At 68.7% G+C, this 18,429-nt stretch carries 13 protein-coding genes and 1 pseudogene; 5 read left to right on the top strand and 9 right to left on the bottom strand.

Annotated features, from left to right (window positions below; all coding sequences use genetic code 11):
* Positions 1 to 6: 6 nt before the first annotated feature.
* Entirely contained in the window at positions 7 to 912 is a 906-nt protein-coding gene (locus ACZ42P_RS11825; protein WP_464897739.1) for a LysR family transcriptional regulator, read from the bottom strand.
* 90 nt (positions 913 to 1,002) lie between these two features.
* On the opposite strand from ACZ42P_RS11825, the gene metE reads away from it, so the two are divergent.
* On the top strand, positions 1,003 to 3,282 hold the full coding sequence (gene metE / locus ACZ42P_RS11820) for a 5-methyltetrahydropteroyltriglutamate--homocysteine S-methyltransferase (RefSeq protein WP_464897738.1): 2,280 nt from the start codon (positions 1,003 to 1,005) through the stop codon (positions 3,280 to 3,282).
* A gap of 7 nt (positions 3,283 to 3,289) precedes the next feature.
* On the opposite strand, the gene ACZ42P_RS11815 is transcribed toward metE, so the two are convergent.
* Genes ACZ42P_RS11815 through ACZ42P_RS11805 form a run of 3 tightly spaced genes read right to left on the bottom strand, consistent with a single transcriptional unit; the run spans position 3,290 to position 6,024 of the window.
* On the bottom strand, positions 3,290 to 4,420 hold the full coding sequence (locus tag ACZ42P_RS11815) for a pyridoxal-phosphate-dependent aminotransferase family protein (protein WP_464897737.1): 1,131 nt from the start codon (positions 4,418 to 4,420) through the stop codon (positions 3,290 to 3,292).
* A gap of 45 nt (positions 4,421 to 4,465) precedes the next feature.
* Entirely contained in the window at positions 4,466 to 5,275 is an 810-nt protein-coding gene (locus ACZ42P_RS11810; RefSeq protein ID WP_464897736.1) for a PP-loop family protein, read from the bottom strand.
* On the bottom strand, positions 5,272 to 6,024 hold the full coding sequence (locus ACZ42P_RS11805; protein ID WP_464897735.1) for a pteridine reductase: 753 nt from the start codon (positions 6,022 to 6,024) through the stop codon (positions 5,272 to 5,274). Before ACZ42P_RS11805 ends, ACZ42P_RS11810 begins: the two co-directional genes overlap by 4 nt.
* 74 nt (positions 6,025 to 6,098) lie before the next feature.
* On the opposite strand from ACZ42P_RS11805, the gene ACZ42P_RS11800 reads away from it, so the two are divergent.
* Entirely contained in the window at positions 6,099 to 7,256 is a 1,158-nt protein-coding gene (locus tag ACZ42P_RS11800) for a class I SAM-dependent methyltransferase (RefSeq protein WP_464897734.1), read from the top strand.
* A gap of 17 nt (positions 7,257 to 7,273) precedes the next feature.
* On the opposite strand, the gene ACZ42P_RS11795 is transcribed toward ACZ42P_RS11800, so the two are convergent.
* Positions 7,274 to 8,155 carry a LysR family transcriptional regulator gene (locus ACZ42P_RS11795; protein WP_464897733.1) on the bottom strand — a complete coding sequence of 294 codons (882 nt, stop codon included), beginning with the start codon at positions 8,153 to 8,155 and terminating at the stop codon, positions 7,274 to 7,276.
* 98 nt (positions 8,156 to 8,253) lie between these two features.
* On the opposite strand from ACZ42P_RS11795, the gene ACZ42P_RS11790 reads away from it, so the two are divergent.
* Positions 8,254 to 8,583 carry a TusE/DsrC/DsvC family sulfur relay protein gene (locus tag ACZ42P_RS11790; RefSeq protein ID WP_464897732.1) on the top strand — a complete coding sequence of 110 codons (330 nt, stop codon included), beginning with the start codon at positions 8,254 to 8,256 and terminating at the stop codon, positions 8,581 to 8,583.
* 65 nt (positions 8,584 to 8,648) lie between these two features.
* Here ACZ42P_RS11790 and ACZ42P_RS11785 read toward each other — a convergent pair whose 3' ends face one another.
* From ACZ42P_RS11785 to ACZ42P_RS11770, 4 genes are all read right to left on the bottom strand, one after another.
* Entirely contained in the window at positions 8,649 to 11,231 is a 2,583-nt protein-coding gene (locus ACZ42P_RS11785; RefSeq protein WP_464897731.1) for a hypothetical protein, read from the bottom strand.
* An 83-nt stretch (positions 11,232 to 11,314) separates the two neighbouring features.
* Positions 11,315 to 11,881 carry a ferritin-like domain-containing protein gene (locus ACZ42P_RS11780; RefSeq protein WP_464897730.1) on the bottom strand — a complete coding sequence of 189 codons (567 nt, stop codon included), beginning with the start codon at positions 11,879 to 11,881 and terminating at the stop codon, positions 11,315 to 11,317.
* Positions 11,882 to 11,911: 30 nt separating this feature from the next.
* Entirely contained in the window at positions 11,912 to 12,841 is a 930-nt protein-coding gene (locus ACZ42P_RS11775) for a ZIP family metal transporter (RefSeq protein WP_464897729.1), read from the bottom strand.
* A 123-nt stretch (positions 12,842 to 12,964) separates the two neighbouring features.
* Positions 12,965 to 13,459 carry a GNAT family N-acetyltransferase gene (locus tag ACZ42P_RS11770; RefSeq protein WP_464897728.1) on the bottom strand — a complete coding sequence of 165 codons (495 nt, stop codon included), beginning with the start codon at positions 13,457 to 13,459 and terminating at the stop codon, positions 12,965 to 12,967.
* Positions 13,460 to 13,753: 294 nt separating this feature from the next.
* Between ACZ42P_RS11770 and ACZ42P_RS11765 the strand changes: the two are divergent.
* Together ACZ42P_RS11765 and hrpA are read left to right on the top strand one after the other, a co-directional pair.
* Positions 13,754 to 14,575, top strand: a pseudogene (locus ACZ42P_RS11765) (hydrogen peroxide-inducible genes activator); the annotation flags it as partial.
* On the top strand, positions 14,535 to 18,419 hold the full coding sequence (gene hrpA, locus ACZ42P_RS11760; RefSeq protein WP_464897727.1) for an ATP-dependent RNA helicase HrpA: 3,885 nt from the start codon (positions 14,535 to 14,537) through the stop codon (positions 18,417 to 18,419). The pseudogene ACZ42P_RS11765 and the gene hrpA, both read left to right, overlap by 41 nt.
* The last annotated feature ends 10 nt before the right edge of the window (positions 18,420 to 18,429 follow it).

Raw genomic sequence — 18,429 nt, 5'->3', positions numbered from 1 at the left:
CGGGCCTCAGTCGGCCAGCCCCTGGAGGCCGCTGCGCGCGGTCTCCACCAGCAGCCGGGCGAAGTCCGCGTGCAGAGCCCGCTCCCGCGCCCGCACCGCCGCATACAGCCGTCCCCACAGCCCCCGCGCCCCCACCGGCCGCGCCACGACATAGCCCCGCTCCAGATAGCCGGCCACCGCCCAGCGGGGCAGTACGGCGATGCCGCGCCGCGAGGCCACCAGCTGCAGGATGGCCACGGTGAGTTCGGCCGTGCGCCGGGGCGGGTTCACCCGCGCGGGCTTCAGCACGCGCCGCACCACGTCCAGCATGCGGTCCGGCACGGGATAGGTGATCAGGGTCTCCCCCGCGAAGTCACGCGCGGTCAGATATTGCCGCGCCAGCAGCCCATGGCCGCGCGCCAGGAGCGCCACCATCTCGTAGCGGAACAGGGGGAAATAGGCGATCCCGCGCCGCGCCCGCGCCTCGGACACGATCACCAGATCCGCCTCATGGGTCCCGAGCAGCGCCAGCGGGTCGGCGTGAAAGCCCGGCACCAGATCCTGCTCCACCTCGGGATGACGCTCGCGGTAGGCGTCCATGGCAGGCATCAGCCAGTCGTAACAGGTATGGCATTCCACGGCGATGCGCAGCTCCCGCGTCGCCCCACCGGCCTTCAGGCGGGCGAGTTCCTGACGCACCGCATCCACCTCCGGCAGCACCCGCCGGGCGAGCGCCAGCAGCTGTTCGCCGGCGGCCGTCAAGCGCAGGGGGCGACGCCCCCGCTCCAGCAGCGCGAGATCGAGATAAGCCTCGAGCGCAGCGATCTGGTGGGACAGGGCGGACTGGGTGAGATTGAGACGGGCGGCCGCCCTGCTCACGCTGCCGGTTTCCGCCAGCGCAGCCACAGCACGCAGGTGACGCAGCTCGATCATGAATTTTCCTCATGATGATTTGAAAACAATGCGCTTGCCTCATGATGCGCAAAAGCCCGATTATGGGCGCCCCTGATCGAGGAGCACAAGATGACACCCCTGGTTCGGACACACATTCTGGGTTATCCGCGCATCGGCGCGCAGCGGGAACTGAAGTTCGCCCTGGAAGCCCACTGGCGGGGCGAATGGTCCGCCGCGCAACTGGAAGACACCGCCCGGAACCTGCGGGCCGTCCACTGGGCGGAGCAGGCGCGGGCGGGGCTGGACTTCGTCACGGTGGGAGACTTTTCCCTCTATGACCACGTGCTCGACCACGTGCAGCTTCTGGGCTGCGAGCCCGCCCGCTTTCCCTTCCGCGGGGACGAGCCGGAGCTGGCCCGCTATTTCGCCATGGCCCGCGGCGCCGGCCACTGCTGCGGCGGCCGGGGTCAGGCCCTCGAGATGACCAAGTGGTTCGACACCAACTATCACTACCTGGTGCCGGAGTTCACGCCGGACACCCGCTTCCGCCTGGGATCGCAACGCCTGTTCGCACAGGTGGAGGAGGCACGTCGGCTCAGCCATCCGGTCAAGGTGGTGCTGCTCGGTCCCCTCACCTTCCTCTGGCTGGGCAAGGAGAAGACCGAGGGTTTTTCCCGCCTGGATCTTCTGCCCTGGCTGCTGCCGGTCTATGGCCAGATCCTGGGGCGGCTGGCGCAACAGGGCGTGGCATGGGTCCAACTGGACGAGCCGATCCTCGCCACCGAACTGGCACCCGCCTGGCAGGCGGCCTTCGAACCCGCCTACGCCGCCCTGACGGGCGCCGGCCCGCGCCTCCTGCTCGCCAGCTATTTCGCTCCCCTGGCGGAGAACACCCGCCTGGCCTGCCAGTTGCCGGTGCACGGCCTGCACGTGGACGCTGTGCGCGGGGCGGCCGACCTGCCGGCGGTGCTGGACTGGCTGCCGGCGCACAAGGTGCTCTCGGTGGGCATCGTCAATGGCCGCAACGTCTGGCGCACCGATCTGGATGCGGCCTTTGCCCGTCTGCGGCCCGCGGCCGAGCGCCGGCGCGAGCTGTGGCTGGCACCCTCGTGTTCCCTGCTGCACGTGCCGATGAGTCTGGATGGCGAAGCGGCCCTCGATACCGAACTGCGGGGCTGGCTCGCCTTCGCCCGGGAGAAGCTAAACGAGCTCATCACCCTGAAACACGCCCTGCAGGGCGAGGCGGTGGACTGGTCGGCGGCGCGCGCCCAGGTCGAGGCCCGGCGCACCAGCGCCCAGGTACACCGGCCGGCGGTGGCGGCACGCCTCGCCGCGCTGGGCGATGAGCCCGGCCGGCGCCCCTCACCCCATGCCGTGCGGCGTGCCGCCCAGCGCGCCCGCCTCGGACTGCCGCTGCTGCCCACCACCACCATCGGCTCTTTTCCCCAGACGCCGGCGGTACGCCAGGCGCGTGCCGCCTGGCGCCGCGGCGAGCTGATGCCTGCGGACTACCGCACCCTGATGGAAGGCGAAATCGCCCACGCCATCCGGCTGCAGGAAGCGCTCGGGCTGGACGTGCTGGTGCACGGCGAGCCCGAACGCAACGACATGGTGGAATACTTCGCCGAGCATCTGGCGGGCTTCGCGGTGACCCGCAATGGCTGGGTGCAGTCCTATGGCTCGCGCTGCGTGAAGCCGCCCCTGCTCTACGGCGACGTGGCGCGCCCCGCACCCATCACGCTCGAGTGGACACGCTACGCCCAGAGCCTCACCGCCAAACCGGTGAAGGGCATGCTCACCGGGCCGGCAACCCTGTTCCAGTGGTCCTTCGTGCGCGACGATCTGCCCCAGGCCACGGTCCTGCTGCAGCTCGCCGCCGCGGTGCGCGACGAAGTGGAGGATCTGGAACGGGCCGGCATCGGCATCATCCAGATCGATGAGCCGGCGCTGCGCGAGGGGCTGCCCCTGCGTGCCGCCGCACGGGCGGAGTACCTCGCCGCCGCCACCCGCGCCTTCCGCCTGTGCGCGGCGGGCGTGAGGGACGCCACCCAGATCCACACCCACATGTGTTATGCCGAGTTCGCCGACATCCTGCCCGCGATCATTGCGCTGGATGCCGACGTGCTCACCATCGAGGCGAGCCGGTCCGGCATGGAATCCGTCCGGGCCTTCGCCTGCGCGGACTATCCCAACGAGCTGGGGCCCGGCGTGTTCGACGTGCATTCACCCCGGGTCCCGGCGACGGCGGACATGGTGGCGCTGCTGGAATACGCGGCAGCCCTGTTTCCGCCGGAACGCCTCTGGGTGAATCCGGACTGCGGGCTCAAGACGCGCACCTGGGAAGAAGTGGAGCCGGCGCTTGCCCACATGGTGGCCGCCGCGCACACGCTCCGGCAGCGGCTGGGCTGAGGCGTCTTCAGCGCGCCAGCACACGGGAAAGGGCCGACAGGCAACGGTCCACGTTTTCCTGGCGGGCGCCGTAGCCCATGAGACCGATGCGCCAGATCCGGCCGGCGAGCTGGCCCATGCCGGCGCCGATTTCCAGGTCGTATTCCGTGAGCAGGCGCCGGCGCACCTCCGCTTCGTCCACGCCCGGTGGCACCTTGACGGCATTGAGCTGGGGCAGGCGGTGGGGCTCGGCAGGCAGGAATTCCAACCCCAGGCGCAAAAGCCCGGCCTTGAGCTGCTCGTGCATGGCGCGGTGGCGTTGCCAGGCCTTCTCGATGCCCTCCTCCGCCAGCACCACCAGCGCCTCGTGCAGGGCGTAGAGGGCGTTGATGGGCGCCGTGTGGTGATAGGTGCGCCTGGCCGCGCTCCAGTAGCCCAGCACCAGGGTGAGATCCATGAACCAGCTCTGCCCCAGCTGCTTGCGGTTCTTCACCGTCTCCACGGCACGGGGGCTGAAGGTGACGGGAGACAGGCCGGGCACGCAGGACAGGCATTTCTGGCTACCGGAATAGACCGCATCCAGCCCCCATTCATCCACGCGCAGTTCCGAGCCGCCCAGGGAGGTCACGGCATCCACCAGGGTGAGCGCGCCATGCCGGTGGGCGATTTCCGCCAGGGTTTTGGCATCCGAGGCCACACCCGTGGAGGTTTCGGCGTGGACGAAGGCCACCACCTTGACCCCGGGATGGCGTTTCAGGGCATCTTCCAGCTTGTTCGGGTCCACCGGTTCGCCCCAGGCATCCTCGATGACGATGGGCTCGCCCCGGCAGCGGCGCACGTTGTCCACCATGCGGGTGCCGAACAGGCCGTTGACGCACACGATCACCCGGTCACCGGGCTCCACCAGATTGACGAAGCAGGTTTCCATGCCCACCGAGCCGGGGCCGGACACGGGGAAAGTGAGTTCGTTTTCGGTGAGGAAGGCGGCACGCAGGAGCGTCTTGAGCTCCTCCATCATCTCCACGAAGACCGGGTCGAGATGGCCGATGGTGGGCCGCGCCAATGCGGCGAGCACGCGCGGATGGACGTCGGAAGGCCCGGGCCCCATCAGGGTGCGCCGCGGTGGCTCAAAGGAATGAATCGCGACGGGATTGGTCATGGTGCTCCACGCTTGTTCAACGGAATGATTTTGGGGGGGGAAGTCTCAGTCCACCACCAGGGGATCGCTGCGGTGATGGGGCGGCATGTGGCGCCGCCCTTCCTTCATGGGCCCCATCAGGGGCCGCATGGCGGTGAGCAGATTGGGGAAGATGCGCGGGTGCTGTTTTTCCAGGCCGGCCAGGAGTTGCTTCATGTGCATGCGCTCGGTGGGCATGGCGAAACAGGCGGGACAGTTTTCCTGAATCACCGGCAGCCGCGCGGTTTTGGCAAAGGCGGCGGTCTGCCGCTCGCGCACATAGACGAAGGGGCGGATCACCCGCAGGTCGCCGGCGTCGATCACGTAATGGGCCTGCATGGTGCGCAGCCTGCCGCCGAAGAAGGCCGACATCAGGAAAGTCTCCGCCAGATCGTCCAGGTGCTGGGCGAGGGCCAGCACGTTGTAGCCTTCCCGCCGCGCGCAGCCGTAGAGCAGCCCGCGCCGCAGACGGGAGCAGAAGGCACAGAAGGAATCGCCCTGCATGGACTGCTTCGCCTGTTCCACGATGGGGAAGGATTCGTAGAAATAGGGAATGCCCAGTTGCGGCACGTACTCTTTGAGGGGAGAGGGATCGAAATCCGGCGACTGGGGATCGACGGTGGCCGCGGCGAGCTCGAACCTAACCGGCGCCTTTTTCTGCAGATGCAGCAGCACGTGCAGCAGGGACAGACTGTCCTTGCCGCCAGACACAGCCACCAGCACCCGGTCGCCGGCGCGGATCATGTCGTAGTCGCCGATGGCCCGCCCGGCGGCGGACACCAGGCGCCTGGAGGGCGTGACGGGCGACGTCAAGGACGGCGTCGGGGAGGTCGTCACAGGCTGGCGCTCCGCCCGCCGTCCACGGTGAGCATGTGGCCGGTGGTGTAGGTGGCGTCGAAGATGAGAAATCGCACCGCGCGCGCGATGTCTTCCGGCGTGCCTTCCCGCTTGAGCAGGGTGTGGGCGATGATGCGCCGGCGTTCCATGTCGTCGAAGGTGGGATCGTCCTCCGGCCACAGGATGGGTCCGGGACCAATGGCATTCACGCGCACGTTGGGGCCCAATTCGTGGGCCAGGGACTTGGTCATGGCCACCAGTCCCGCCTTGGCGATGCTGTACACCACATAGGCCTTCATGGGCCGTTCGGCATGGATGTCGGCGATGTTGACGATGCAGCCATGGGCGTGCCGCAGGGCATCCGCCGCCGCCTGGGAGAGGAACAGCGGTGCCTTGAGATTGGTGCCGATGAGATCCTGCCAGTTCTGCTCGGTGATGTGACCCACCTCGGTGGGATAGAAGCTGGAGGCGTTGTTGATGAGCACGTCCAGGCGGCCGAATTTCGCCACCGTATCGTGCACCAGCCGCGGCAGGCCGGCGATGTCCAGCAGATCCGCCTGCACCAGCCCCACGCTGTCCGGCCGTTTGGCATTGAGCTCGTGGGCCAGCGCCTCGGCCTCGCTCCGCGAGGAACGGTAATGGATCATGAGCCGGCAGCCGGCCGCGTGCAGCATGCGCGAGATCACCGCGCCCACGCGCTTGGCACCGCCGGTGATGAGGACGACCTTGTCCGCCTGACTGTTGTTCATGCTTGGTCCGTGGCCGCTACAATGCCCCTTCCGGAGCCGTCTGCCGGGCTCCCGGAAAGTTCGAAATCTACCACATGCCCGCCCTGCCCGCTCCCAGCCCCGATGGCGCCGCCCACAGTGCGCGCGTGAGTGCCTTCGTGTGCGAAGAGATCCGGCGCGCCGGCGGCTGGATCCCCTTCGCCCGCTACATGGAGCTGGTCCTGCATGCGCCGGGGCTGGGCTATTACGCCGCGGGCAGCATCAAGTTCGGGGCGCAGGGCGACTTCATCACCGCGCCGGAAATGACTTCCCTGTTCGGGCGCAGCCTCGCCCGCTGTTGCGCGGAGGTGCTGGCGGCGCTGCGCGGGCCGGCCGACCTCCTCGAGCTGGGCGCGGGCAGCGGACGGCTGGCGCTCGACCTGCTCACGGAACTGGACCGCCTGGGCGTGCCCCCCGCACGCTATCTGATCCTGGAACCTTCGGCCGAGCTGGCCGGGCGTCAGCGCCGGCTGATCGCCACGCTGCCGCCGGCGCTGGCCGCGCGGGTGAGCTGGCTCGATCACCTGCCGGAAGCCTTCACGGGCATCGCCCTGGGCAACGAGGTGCTGGATGCCCTGCCGGTCCACCTGCTCCTGCGGCGCGGCGAGACCTTTCTGGAGCGGGGCGTGGTGGTCACGCCAAACGGTTTCGGCTGGGAAGACCGCCCCTGCCAGGACGGGGATCTCATCGCCCGGGCCGCGGCGCTGGCCCTGCCGGAAGGCTATCTCATCGAGATCCACCGCGCCGCCACCTGCCTCGTGCAGACCCTCGCGCAACGCCTGCGACGGGGCCTGCTCCTGTTCATCGACTACGGCTTCGGGCGCGCCGAGTACTATCACCCCCAGCGAGCCGCCGGCACCCTCATGGGCCATTACCGCCATCACGCCCATGCCGATCCCTTCCTCTGGCCGGGACTGTCGGACCTCACCGCCCATGTGGACTTCACGGCCATCGCCGAGGCCGGGGCAGCGGCCGGACTCGAGCTCGTGGGCTATACCACCCAGGCGGCCTTCCTCCTCGAATGCGGCATCACCGAACTGTTGGCGCAGCTGCCGGTGGCCGACACCGTGCGCTATGCCCCCGAGGCCCAGGCGGTGGGCAGGCTGCTGTCACCGGCGGAAATGGGTGAGCTGTTCAAGGTCATCGCCCTGGGCCGCGCACTGGAGCGCCCGGTGCCCGGCTTTACGCTGCGCGACGCGCGCCACCGGCTGTAGCAGCGGGCCGGCGCAGCTCATGGGCCGGGCGAGGGTGCCGCCACCATGGCCGCCAGCAGCGCCAGGGCCGTCCCGACGAGACCCTGGGCGTCCTCCTCCCGGTACACCGCGTAGGCAGGCAGCGGCAGGCGCGGTGCGCTGCGCAGCACGTGCAGCCGGCCGGCCTGCACCCAGGGCTCGGCCATGCGCCAGGGCAGGTAGCAGCTGCCCCCCTCGCCAAGCAAAAGCTGCACCGCCAGCCAGCCCACGTTCACCACCCGCGGCGGCGGCTCCAGACCGGGGAAGGCCGCGGCTTCCTGCTGGTCGAAGCCGGGTCCCCAGCGCACGTGAATGTATTCCCGGCCGGGGCGACGCCGTGGCCGGTCGGACACCAGTACCAGTTCCTCGTCGAACAGGTGACGCACCACCAGACCCGGCGTGTGGGTGGGGGTGTACATCAGCGCGAGGTCGAGACTGCCCTCGGTGAGCCGCCCCATGAGGTCCGCCTCGAAGCCGATCTCCGCCTCCACCGCGACATCCCCATGGGCCTTGCGCAAACGGGCCAGCCACGCCGGCAGCAGCCCCTCCCAGAGGGCGATGCGGGCGCCCACACGCAGGGTGCTGCGGTAGCGGGATGGCAGCCCCACCTCACGCCAGGCCTGTTCCGCCACGCGCGCCAGCCGCTGGGCATAGGGCAGGAAGCGGCGGCCGGCCAGGGTCAGACTGGCCCCGGCGCGGTTGCGCTGGAACAGCCGCACCCCCAGCGCCTGCTCCAACCCGCGCACACGCGCGCTCACCGTGGATTGGGTCACGTTGAGCTGGCGCGCGGCCTCGAGAAAGCTGCCCCGGCCCACGATGGCCAGGAAGGTGCGCGCCTGTTCCACGTCGAGGGCAAGCCGGCGCGGCAGCTGTTCGGTCATCTTGAATCGCCTTTTTCGATAGCAACGGCCAAATAATATCGCTTGATTGCATCAAGTGGCGTCCTTATGTTTCGAATTGGGCATTTTTGGAGGACACCATGACGACCGAACTGGCCGTGGCCCGCGATGGGGAGGGCTATCTGATCAATCCGGAAGACTGGTCCGAGGAGGTGGCGCAGCAGCTTGCCGCCGAGGAGGGCATCACCCTCACCGAAGACCACTGGAATGTGCTGCGCTTCATGCGGGAGTATTGGAGCGAGCATCAGGTGGCGCCGGACGTGCGCCACGTGCAGGACCATCTGGCCGGCCGCGGCATGGACCGCAAAGCGGCCAAGGAACACCTCTACCGGCTGTTTCCCTACGGCTACGTGAAGCAGGCCTGCAAGCTGGCGGGCATGATCAAGCCCCGCGCCTGGAGCACGGGCTGAGCGCCGACCGCGCCGGTCCGAATTTCCCGTGGTTCGGGCCGGCGCGGGGCGTCACGCGCCGGCCATCAATCCTCGCACACCCATTCCATTTCCGGCGCAGGCTTGGGTTTGGGCCGGGGCTTGGGCTTGGCAGCGGTCCCGGTGGCCGGTTTGGCGCCGGCCGGGGCGGTCTTGGTCGCAACCGGTTTGGCGGCAACGGGCTTGGACGGTGCCTTCGCGCGGGGCTTGGGTTTCGCCGTCGCGCTCTGGGCAGGCTGGGTTTTCACCTTGGGCCGCCAGTAGCAGCGTTTGGGCGGCGCATTCGGTGTGCTCTGCGCCACCCTGCAGTCGGGGATGCCAGGCGGACACTCCACCGCCGGCACGGCTGCCTGATCGCCGAGGATGGCGGCCGCGACACCCCCCGCCGCCACCGCGCCCGCTGCGCCACTTCCGGCGCCCGGGCCGCCAGATGGGCCGGAAACAGGCGAGCCGGGAGAGCCGGCGCCAGCGTCGGCCGGGGAGCCGCCTTGGGACCCTTCGGCCGCGCCGCCCCCGCAGCCCTGGGGCAGAGGCACCTGCACGGTGACGGGCGGCAGCTGCAGGGCCGCCGGTTCCGTCACGCCCACCTGGTTGGTGATGGGCCCCTGGTTGCAGGTGTGGGTGCTTCTGAAGCAGAACTCCAGGGGCGAGGCCCGATAGTGGGCACGCAGCTCCGGCGTCGCGTTGACCCCGGGCGCCAGGGCATAGTCCACTTCCACGCGCAGGGGCTGGCCATTGGTCTGGGGATCGATGGCGGTGATGGCCGTCTGCAGCGTGCCGCTGGCCAGGGCATCGAAGGTGAAGATGACATTGCCCGCGCCATCCTTCACCCGCAGGATCAGCTGGGTGAACTGGGCCAGGGTGGCGTTGGCCACTTCCAGCTGCGTCCATGCAAAAGGCCTGGGGCCGGAACAGTACTGCCAGGGCAGAAACACCTGGGTGAACACACCCTCCGTCCCCCCGCAGCGCTGGGCCTTGCCGTTGACCAGGGGCTTGGCGGGATCGAAGTTCCAGGTGGCGTGGGCATTGTCCCCCAGCACCCACAGGCAGCCCCGGTCGTCCACGTTCACGGCGTAGTTCTTGGGCGTGGTGGTCCAGGCGGGGAAGGAGGCCACCGGCGCGCAGGCCGCCTGGGTGGACCAGTCCCAGCACTTCACCGACTGGTCGCCCAAATGGTAGTCCGGGAAATAGGTGCGCCGTCCCACCACCACTTCCGAGCCGAAGCCTTCGCTGGAATTGAAGCCCGGCATGACGGTGGCCGGTGCCGAAACCGCGCCCGTACTGGCATCCACGCAGCTCTGGCTGGTGCCCTTGAGGCGGACGCACACATGGCGCGCCACGCCCGCCGCGTCGAAATGGAGGAAGGGCGTGGTGCGCACGGCACTCACCGTGCGCACCGGGATGGCGAAGCCCGCGCAGGCGGAATTGCTGCCCGTGTCGTAGCAGAAGGTGCGCAGGCGCTTGGTCACCGGCGACCACCCGGACTGGGGAGTGTCATCCGTGGTGAGGTAGAGTCGGCTGCCGATGACCTCGCCGAACACGGACGGTCCCCAGTAATTGAGCGGCCCCGGATAGGGGAACACACCCGCCGGCAGCGTGAACCCCGTGTCGTAGCTCGCCAGTCCCGGACAAAACACGGAAGGGTTGCCCGCATCCAGGCAGTAGAGCCTGCGGTTGGCCGCCAGCAGATAGAGGCGGTTGCCCACGCGCCACGGGCCTTTCACGTAGGCCTCGCCAGTGTGGCTCGCGAGTGAGCCCAGACGGTAGAAGCCGCATTCCACGTCGTTGTTGAGATCGTAACAGCCGAGGCCGTACTCCCAGCCGGCGACACCCCGGGCGGTGACCGCATAGAACAGCAGGCCGTTCTGCAGGTCGTATTCCTCGGGGTAGAAACTCACCGCGGAGGGCTGGCCGCTGCCGTCGCCCTTGGGCAGTTTGCGGGGAAAGCCGGCACAGGGCGCGCCGGTGGTGGTGTCCACGCAGCCGAACGACAGCGCCGTGTTCACGTCGTTGGGGGGCGGGGCGCCGCCGATGTGGTGGTTGATGTAGTAGATGCGCAGCACGCCCGCGCGCCGGTAGGGGATGGGCATGAAGCCATCGCCGGAGGCGGCGCCCGGATTGAAGCTGGCAGGGCTGGCTGTGGGCAGGCTCGCGCTCATGTAACCGGCCAGCGGCGGCGCATTGCCCGTCCACTTGACCCAGTTGTCCACCGGCGGATTGGCGTTGGTGGTGCCCACCCAGCCGGCGGGCTGCTGCAGCGAACCCGGCAGGATGGTGGCGATGGGTCCGTCCACGATGGTGACACCGGTCTGGGTGGCATTGGTGGTGTTGGCATACTGCACCACCCAGTCGATGGTGTAGCCGCCCCCGGTCACGGGACTCACCTGCACGGCCTGCTTGGCCAGGCGCGGCGGCTGATCCTGCGGGTCCTGGCGCTTGACCGCATCGCGGATGGCCCCGAGCAGGCTGCCGAGATCGATGGAGATGCCAAACCCGCCACGGGGCCCCGATTCCTGGCGGGGCGGAGACACCTCGCCCTGGGGCACCACCTGCGCCGGGGCATTCCCGGCAAGCAGGAGCCCCACGAGCAGCGCCCCCAGCCCGCCAAGGCAGACTTTGTTCTTGTTCACGACGACGTCTCCTCTTCGCTTGCGCGAAGGGATATTTTCCCGTCGCCCGGCCCGGCGTCAATGGAAAGGGGCCCTTGCGCAGCCTACTTTTCCAGGTCGGCCAGCAGGCTGGCGAGATCGTCGGCGTGTTCCTCCTCCATGGCCAGAATGCCCTCGAGCATGCGGCGCGTGGTGGGATCCTTGTCGCCAATGTAACGGATCATCTCGCCGTAGCTGTCGATGGCGATGCGCTCGGCGACCAGGTCCTCGCGGATCATGTCGATGAGGCTGTCGCCTTCCACGTATTCCGCATGGCTGCGCGAAGACAGGCCGTCCGGGTTGAAGTTGGGCTCGCCCTTGAGCTGCACGATGCGTGCGGCGATCTGGTCGGCGTGCATCTGCTCCTCGTTGGCATGCTGCAGGAATTCCTGCGCCACGGCGTCGGCATTGATGCCGCTGGCCATGAAGTAATGCCGCTTGTAGCGCAGGATGCACACCAGTTCCGTGGCCAGCGCCTCATTGAGCAGCTTGATCACGGTGGCACGGTCCGCCTGATAGCCGGGGGTGACCGCGCCATCCTCGATGTGCTTGCGCGCGCGTTCGCGCAGCGTCTTGATGTCGGTGAGAAAGGCGCTCTCGCCTTTGCCCGCGGGAGATTTCCTCTTGGCCATACCGTTCTCCTTGGTTGATGAATTCATCGTTCAGCCCAACGTGGTGTCGAGCACCATCATCACTGCGAAACCGGCCATCAGCCCCAGGGTGGCCGCCGTCTGGTGGCCATTGCGGTGGGTTTCCGGAATCACCTCGTGGGACACCACGAAGATCATCGCACCCGCGGCCAGCCCCAGGCCGACGGGATAGGCCGCCGCCAGCCCGCTGGTCAGGCCCACGCCCACCAGGGCGCCCAGGGGTTCCATGAGGCCGCTGGCCACCGCCACGCCCACCGCCCGCAGGGGACCGAGGCCGACGGCCTTGAGAGCCATGGCCACGGCCAGCCCTTCCGGGATGTCCTGCAGGGCGATGGCGCCGGTGAGCGGCAGTCCCACCGAGAGATCGCCCCGGGAAAAAGCCACGCCGATGGCCATGCCCTCCGGCAGGTTGTGCAAAGCGATGGCGAACACGAACAGCCACACCCGCGAAACCCGCTCGCCGCCCGCCCCGTGCACGCCCAGGTGGGCATGCTCGTGGGGCATGAAATCGTCGAGGCCCAGCATCAGCGCCGCCCCCAACGCAAGCCCCAGCACCACCAGTGCGGCCCCCGCAGCGGCATGGCCGGTGAGCTGTTCCCCCGCGGCCAGTCCCGGCAGGATGAGGGAGAAGCTGCTCGCCGCCAGCATCATGCCCGCCGCCAGTCCCAGCAGGCTGTCCTCCAGCCGGGTGGACAGACGGGTGAGGGCCAGCGCCGGCAGCGCCCCCAGTCCCGTGGCCAGGAAACCCGCCAGGCCGCCCAGCAGGGCCAGGCGCAGCACGCCGTCCATTTCGCCGGTGGCAGCGCGATACAGGCTCGCCCCCGACAGGAGCAGCACCGCCAGGGCGCCCACGCCGAGACCCAGCGCCGCATGGGGATGGGCACGCGCCCGGGCGCGCCACACACTGCGCCAGCTGGGAAGGGTGTCGATGAGCTCGCTCATGTTCTCCCTAGCACACGCCCAGGGGCACGTCCCCGTAGGCGGCGGCCCGCTTCGCCGCCGCCAGGTCGCGCCGCCAGGCCCGGACCACACTGTACAAACTTAGCACCATGATGCCCGCCCTGCTCAGACACTTTTCCAGAAGCGGTGGGGATAGTCGCGCGCCGGGTCCACCACGGGCAGGGCCTGGCCGCCCATGGCGGCAAAGAAGCCCGCGGCCTCGGGCCGGGCCTTGACCAGCACCCCGTCGAAACCCCGGCGCCGCGCCGCCTCGCAGGCTGCCTCGAACAGGGTGCGCCCCACCCCCCGTCCCTGCCAGGGCGGATCCACATAGAGACCGTGCAGCAGCAGCCCCCGTGATCCTGCCGGCAGCTCTCGCACGGGTGCGTCTTCCCACGCCGCCACACCGACGATCGCGCCATTGACCCGGGCCGCGAGCAGGTCGAGACAGGTGAGGTCGGCCTCGTGGTAGCAATAGCTGGGCATGATGAGCCGCCGCACCCGCTCCGGCAGAAGCCAGCCGGCAACCGCCCGCTGGATGAGCGCGTTCACCGCGGTCAGTTCGGTCCGGCTCACGGCCGCCAGCACCATCGGCGGGGCGCCAAACACCGCGGGGCGCATCAGGTGCCCTCCACCAGCAAACCACCCAGCCCGGCGCCCAGCCGGGCCCAGATGTCCCACAGGAGTCTCAGTCGCGCGGCCATGTTTCGTTTTCCTTCCACGGATGCCCTGCGGCTCATTGTCGGCCGCCCGGCGCCCGATTGGAAATCGATTTTTTTCACCTCCAGGATCGATGATGTCGATTGGCGGGGGAGACCGCTTTCGTCCGGCGCCACCGCCATCTGCCGGACAAATGGGCAACAGGCGATTTGACGGTATAATCAATCATCTTCAGATTTTTCATCGACGCTCCCCATGACCCTGCAGGAGCTGCGCTACATCGTCGCCCTCGCCGACACGGGCCATTTCGGTCAGGCCGCGGAGGCGTGCCACGTCACCCAGTCCACGCTCTCCACCCAGGTGAAAAAGTTGGAGGACTATCTCGGTCTCACCCTGTTCGACCGCAGCCTCAAGCGCATCACCCCCACCCCGGTGGGGCGGGCGATTCTGGACAGCGCCCGTGTGATCGTCGCCGAGGCCGAGCGCATCCGTGAACTCGCCCGCACCGTGGCCGAGGACGTGATGGCAGTGACCCTCAACCTGGGCGTGATTCCCACGGTGGGACCCTATTACCTGCCCCATGCCCTGGTCTCGGTGCACAAGGCCTTCCCCCGGCTCAAGCTGGTGCTGCGCGAAGAGCTCACGGACAGCCTGCTCCACAAGCTGCGCGAAGGGCGCTTCGATGCGGCACTGGTCGCCCTGCCGGTGGAGGAGGAGGGTCTGGAGGTGTTTCCCCTCTACCGGGAGCCCTTCCTGGTGGCCCTGCCCGCGGGGCACCCCCTCGCCGCCCGCGATCAGATCCGCCCGCGTGAGCTGGCGGGCGCGCCGCTGCTGCTCCTGGAAGAAGGCCACTGCCTGCGCGAGCAGGCGCTGGAAGTGTGCGGACGCGCCAACCGGCCGGCAGAAGACGTGCAGGCGACCAGCCTGGAAATGCTGCGCCAGATGGTGGCCATGGACCTGGGCCTCACCCTGCTGCCCCAGCTCGCCGCGGAAAACGCGCCGCGGGGTGAGAAGCGCCTGATCGCCCTGCGCCCCTTTGCCCCGCCGGTGCCCACCCGCACCATCGGTCTGGTCTGGCGCCGCCGCAGCCCGCGCGTCGAGACACTGGCGCGGCTTGCCCAGCATCTCGCCACCGCCCTGCCAGCCGGTGTCCAGCCGGCAGCGCGCCGCGAACGGAAACGCTGACATGGCACTCTCCCCCGAGGCGCGCGTGCCCGCCATTGCCTATCCCGAAGAGCTGCCCATTGCTGCCAGGCGGGGCGAGATCGCGCGCGCCGTCGCCGCGCACCAGGTGGTGATCGTCGCGGGCGAGACCGGTTCCGGCAAGACCACCCAGCTGCCCAAGATCTGCCTGGAGCTCGGCCGCGGTCTGGAGGGCATGATCGGCTGCACCCAGCCGCGGCGCATCGCCGCCCGCTCGGTGGCCGCGCGCATCGCGCGCGAACTCGGCACGCCGCTGGGCGACGTGGTGGGCTACAAGGTGCGCTTCCAGGAAACCGGCAGTCCGGACAACCTGATCCGGGTCATGACGGACGGCATCCTGCTCGCCGAAACGCAGTCCGATCCCCTGCTGAGGCGCTACGACACGATCATCATCGACGAAGCCCACGAACGCAGTCTCAACATCGATTTCCTGCTGGGCTACCTGAAGCGGCTGTTGCCGCGCCGGCCCGATCTGAAGCTGGTGATCACCTCCGCCACCATCAATACCGAGCTGTTCGCGCGCCACTTCGGCAATGCGCCGGTGATCGAGGTCTCCGGGCGCCTGTACCCGGTGGAGATCCGCTACCGGCCCGTGCGCAGCGAAGACGAGGACGATCAGGAGCGGGATCTGGAGCAGGCCATCGTGGATGCCGTGGACGAGGTGGCACGCCTGTCCCGCGACGGGGACATCCTCATCTTCCTGCCGGGCGAGCGGGAGATTCGCGATACCGCGGAATTGCTGCGCAAACACCATCCCCCCGGGGTGGAGATTCTGCCCCTCTATGCGCGCCAGTCGCGCGAGGAGCAGGACCGGGTGTTCGCGCCCCACGGCGCACGCCGCATCATCCTGGCCACCAACGTGGCAGAGACGTCCCTCACCGTGCCCGGCATCCGCTACGTGATCGACCCGGGGCTGGCGCGCGTGAAGCGCTACTCCTACCGCAACAAGGTGGACCAGCTCCTGATCGAACCCATCTCCCAGGCCTCCGCCAACCAGCGGGCGGGCCGCTGCGGGCGCGTGGCCTCGGGCGTGTGCGTGCGGCTGTACTCGGAAGCCGACTTCGCGGCACGGCCGCACTTCAACGATCCGGAAATCCTGCGCACCTCCCTGGCGGGCACCATCCTGCGCATGGAGGCGCTCAGGCTGGGCCCGGTGGCGGATTTCCCCTTCCTGGAACCGCCCAGCGGCCGCATGATCGCCGATGGTTACGACCTGCTCGCCGAGCTGGGCGCCGTTGACGAGCAGCGTCGCCTCACGCCCATCGGGGCGGAACTGGCCAGGCTGCCGGTGGATCCGCGCATCGGCCGCATGCTGGTCGCGGCCCAGCGGGAACATTGCTTGAGGGAGGTGCTCGTCATCGCCTCGGCGCTTTCCGTGCAGGATCCCCGCATCCGGCCCATGGGTCAGGAAGGCGCGGCCGACGACCGCCACCGGCAGTTTGCCGATCCACGCTCGGACTTCATGGGCTTTCTCAAGATCTGGGCCTTCTTCGAGGAGGCGCGCGCCCACAAGAAGTCCAACCGCAAGCTGGTAGAGGAGTGTCATGCCCATTTCCTGTCCTACCTCAGGCTGCGCGAATGGCATGACCTGCACGGTCAGCTCGCCGGGCTGGTGGCGGAGATGGGCATGCGCACCAACACCACGCCCGCCACCTTCGAACAGATTCACCGCGCCCTGCTGGCGGGCCTGCTGGGCAACGTGGGCGTGAAAACGGAGGAAGGCCACTACCAGGGGGCGCGCGACATCAAGTTCCACATCCATCCGGCCTCCGTGCTGCACCGCAAGAGCGCCAAATGGGTGATGGCGGCGGAGCTCACGGAAACCGGCAGGCTCTACGCGCGTTCGGTGGCGAAAATCGAGCCGGAATGGGCGGAGCAGGTGGGCGCCCATCTGGTGAAGCGTCATTATTTCGACCCCCACTGGGACAGGCGCGGTGCCGAAGTGATGGCCTACGAGCGCACCACCCTCTATGGCCTCACCCTCACGCCGCGACGGCGTGTGCACTACGGCCGCATCGACCCAAAGGCGGCACGTGAAATCTTCATTCGGTCAGCACTGGTGGCCGGTGAATACGACAGCCGGGCGCCCTTCTTCCTGCACAACCGCAAGCTGCTGGAAGAGATCCGGGAACTGGAACACAAGTCGCGTCGCCAGGACGTTCTGGTGGACGAGGATAGGATGTTCGCCTTCTACGACGCACGCATTCCGGCCGACATCGTCAACGGCCAGGGATTCGAGAAGTGGCGGCGCGAGGTGGAGCGTGACAATCCCCGGCTGCTGTTCATGGCACGCGGGGACCTGATGCGCCACGGCGCCGAGGGCGTGACCGAGACCCTGTTCCCGGAAAGTCTCCTGGTGGGTGGTGTCCCCTGTCCTTTGACCTACCGTTTCGAGCCGGGTCACCCCCTCGATGGCGTCACCCTGAGCGTGCCGCTTCCCCTGCTCAACCGCGTGGACGAAGCCCGCTGCGAATGGCTGGTGCCGGGCATGATCCGCGAGAAGATCACCGCCCTCATCAAGGGACTGCCCAAGCGGGTGCGCACCGCCTGCGTGCCCGTGCCGGACTTCGTCACCGGCTTTCTCGACAGCCTGCCCTCGCCTGCGATGGACCGGGGCCCGGCAGAAGCCAGTGTGCCGCCCCTCACCGACGCCCTCGCCGCCTACATCCGCAAACGCACCGGCCTCGGCGTGGCCGCCGACGACTGGCATCCGGATGAGCTACCCGCGCATTTGCGCATGAATTTCCGCGTCATCGACGAAGCGGGCGCGGAACTGACCTGCGGGCGCGACCTCGCCGAACTCAGACACAAGCTGGGCCAGGCGGCGCAGCTCACCTTCGCCCAGTCCGCCGCCAGCGAGCACGAGCGCGAGGGGCTCACGGAGTGGAACTTCGGCGACCTGCCGGAACGCATCCAGTTCACCCGAGCCGGGCAGAACCTGGTGGGCTATCCGGCGCTGGTGGATGAAGGGAGTGCGGTCGCCCTGCGCCTCCTGGACACCCAGGAAGCCGCCGAACGTGAGACTCGCAGGGGCGTGCGCCGCCTGCTGTGGCTTGCGCTGCGGGAGCAGATGCGACAGTGGGAGAAGAACCTGCCCAACTTCAACCAGATCGCCCTGCAGGCCCGGAGCGTGATGACGCCGGAGGAGCTGAAGAGCGACCTGCTCACCGCCATCGCCGACCGTGCCTTCCTGGGCGACGATCCGCTGCCGCGCACGGAAAAGGAATTCGCCCGCCAGCGGGACCGGGCCAAGACCCGCCTGCCCGCGGTGGCCCAGGGCCTTGCGCGCCTGGCCGGCGAAATCTTCGCGGAATACCACACCCTCAACCAGCGCCTCGCCGGCCGCCTGCCCGCCCCTCTGGTGCAGGACATCCGCGCCCAGCTTGCGCAGCTCGTGCGCAAGAACATGTTCAGCGAGACACCTTGGGAGCAGCTCGGCCACTTCCCGCGCTATCTGCGCGCCATCGGTCAGCGCCTCGACAAATATCCCGGTCACGCGGACCGGGATGCCCGGCACGCCGCCGACCTCAAAACCTGGTGGCAACGCTACCAAGAACGCCTGGAAGCCCAGCGCAAGGCCGGCCGCATCGACCCCCGGCTCACGGCCTTCCGCTGGATGCTGGAGGAAATGCGCGTCTCCCTCTGGGCCCAGGGCCTGAAGACCCCCTATCCGGTTTCCTGGAAGCGCCTGGAAAAGGCGTGGCAGGAGTTGACCTGAGCCCGTTGCG

Source organism: Thiobacter subterraneus (assembly GCF_055379455.1).
The sequence above is the reverse complement of the archived record's forward strand: the minus strand, read 5'-3'. Positions and strand labels throughout refer to the sequence as shown.

Coding starts and splice junctions, on each gene's coding strand:
- ACZ42P_RS11825 (WP_464897739.1), bottom strand. CDS start 912: ATGATCGAGCTGCGTCACCTGCGTGCTGTGGCTGCGCTGGCGGAAACC.
- metE (WP_464897738.1), top strand. CDS start 1,003: ATGACACCCCTGGTTCGGACACACATTCTGGGTTATCCGCGCATCGGC.
- ACZ42P_RS11815 (WP_464897737.1), bottom strand. CDS start 4,420: ATGACCAATCCCGTCGCGATTCATTCCTTTGAGCCACCGCGGCGCACC.
- ACZ42P_RS11805 (WP_464897735.1), bottom strand. CDS start 6,024: ATGAACAACAGTCAGGCGGACAAGGTCGTCCTCATCACCGGCGGTGCC.
- ACZ42P_RS11800 (WP_464897734.1), top strand. CDS start 6,099: ATGCCCGCCCTGCCCGCTCCCAGCCCCGATGGCGCCGCCCACAGTGCG.
- ACZ42P_RS11795 (WP_464897733.1), bottom strand. CDS start 8,155: ATGACCGAACAGCTGCCGCGCCGGCTTGCCCTCGACGTGGAACAGGCG.
- ACZ42P_RS11790 (WP_464897732.1), top strand. CDS start 8,254: ATGACGACCGAACTGGCCGTGGCCCGCGATGGGGAGGGCTATCTGATC.
- ACZ42P_RS11780 (WP_464897730.1), bottom strand. CDS start 11,881: ATGGCCAAGAGGAAATCTCCCGCGGGCAAAGGCGAGAGCGCCTTTCTC.
- ACZ42P_RS11775 (WP_464897729.1), bottom strand. CDS start 12,841: ATGAGCGAGCTCATCGACACCCTTCCCAGCTGGCGCAGTGTGTGGCGC.
- ACZ42P_RS11770 (WP_464897728.1), bottom strand. CDS start 13,459: ATGCGCCCCGCGGTGTTTGGCGCCCCGCCGATGGTGCTGGCGGCCGTG.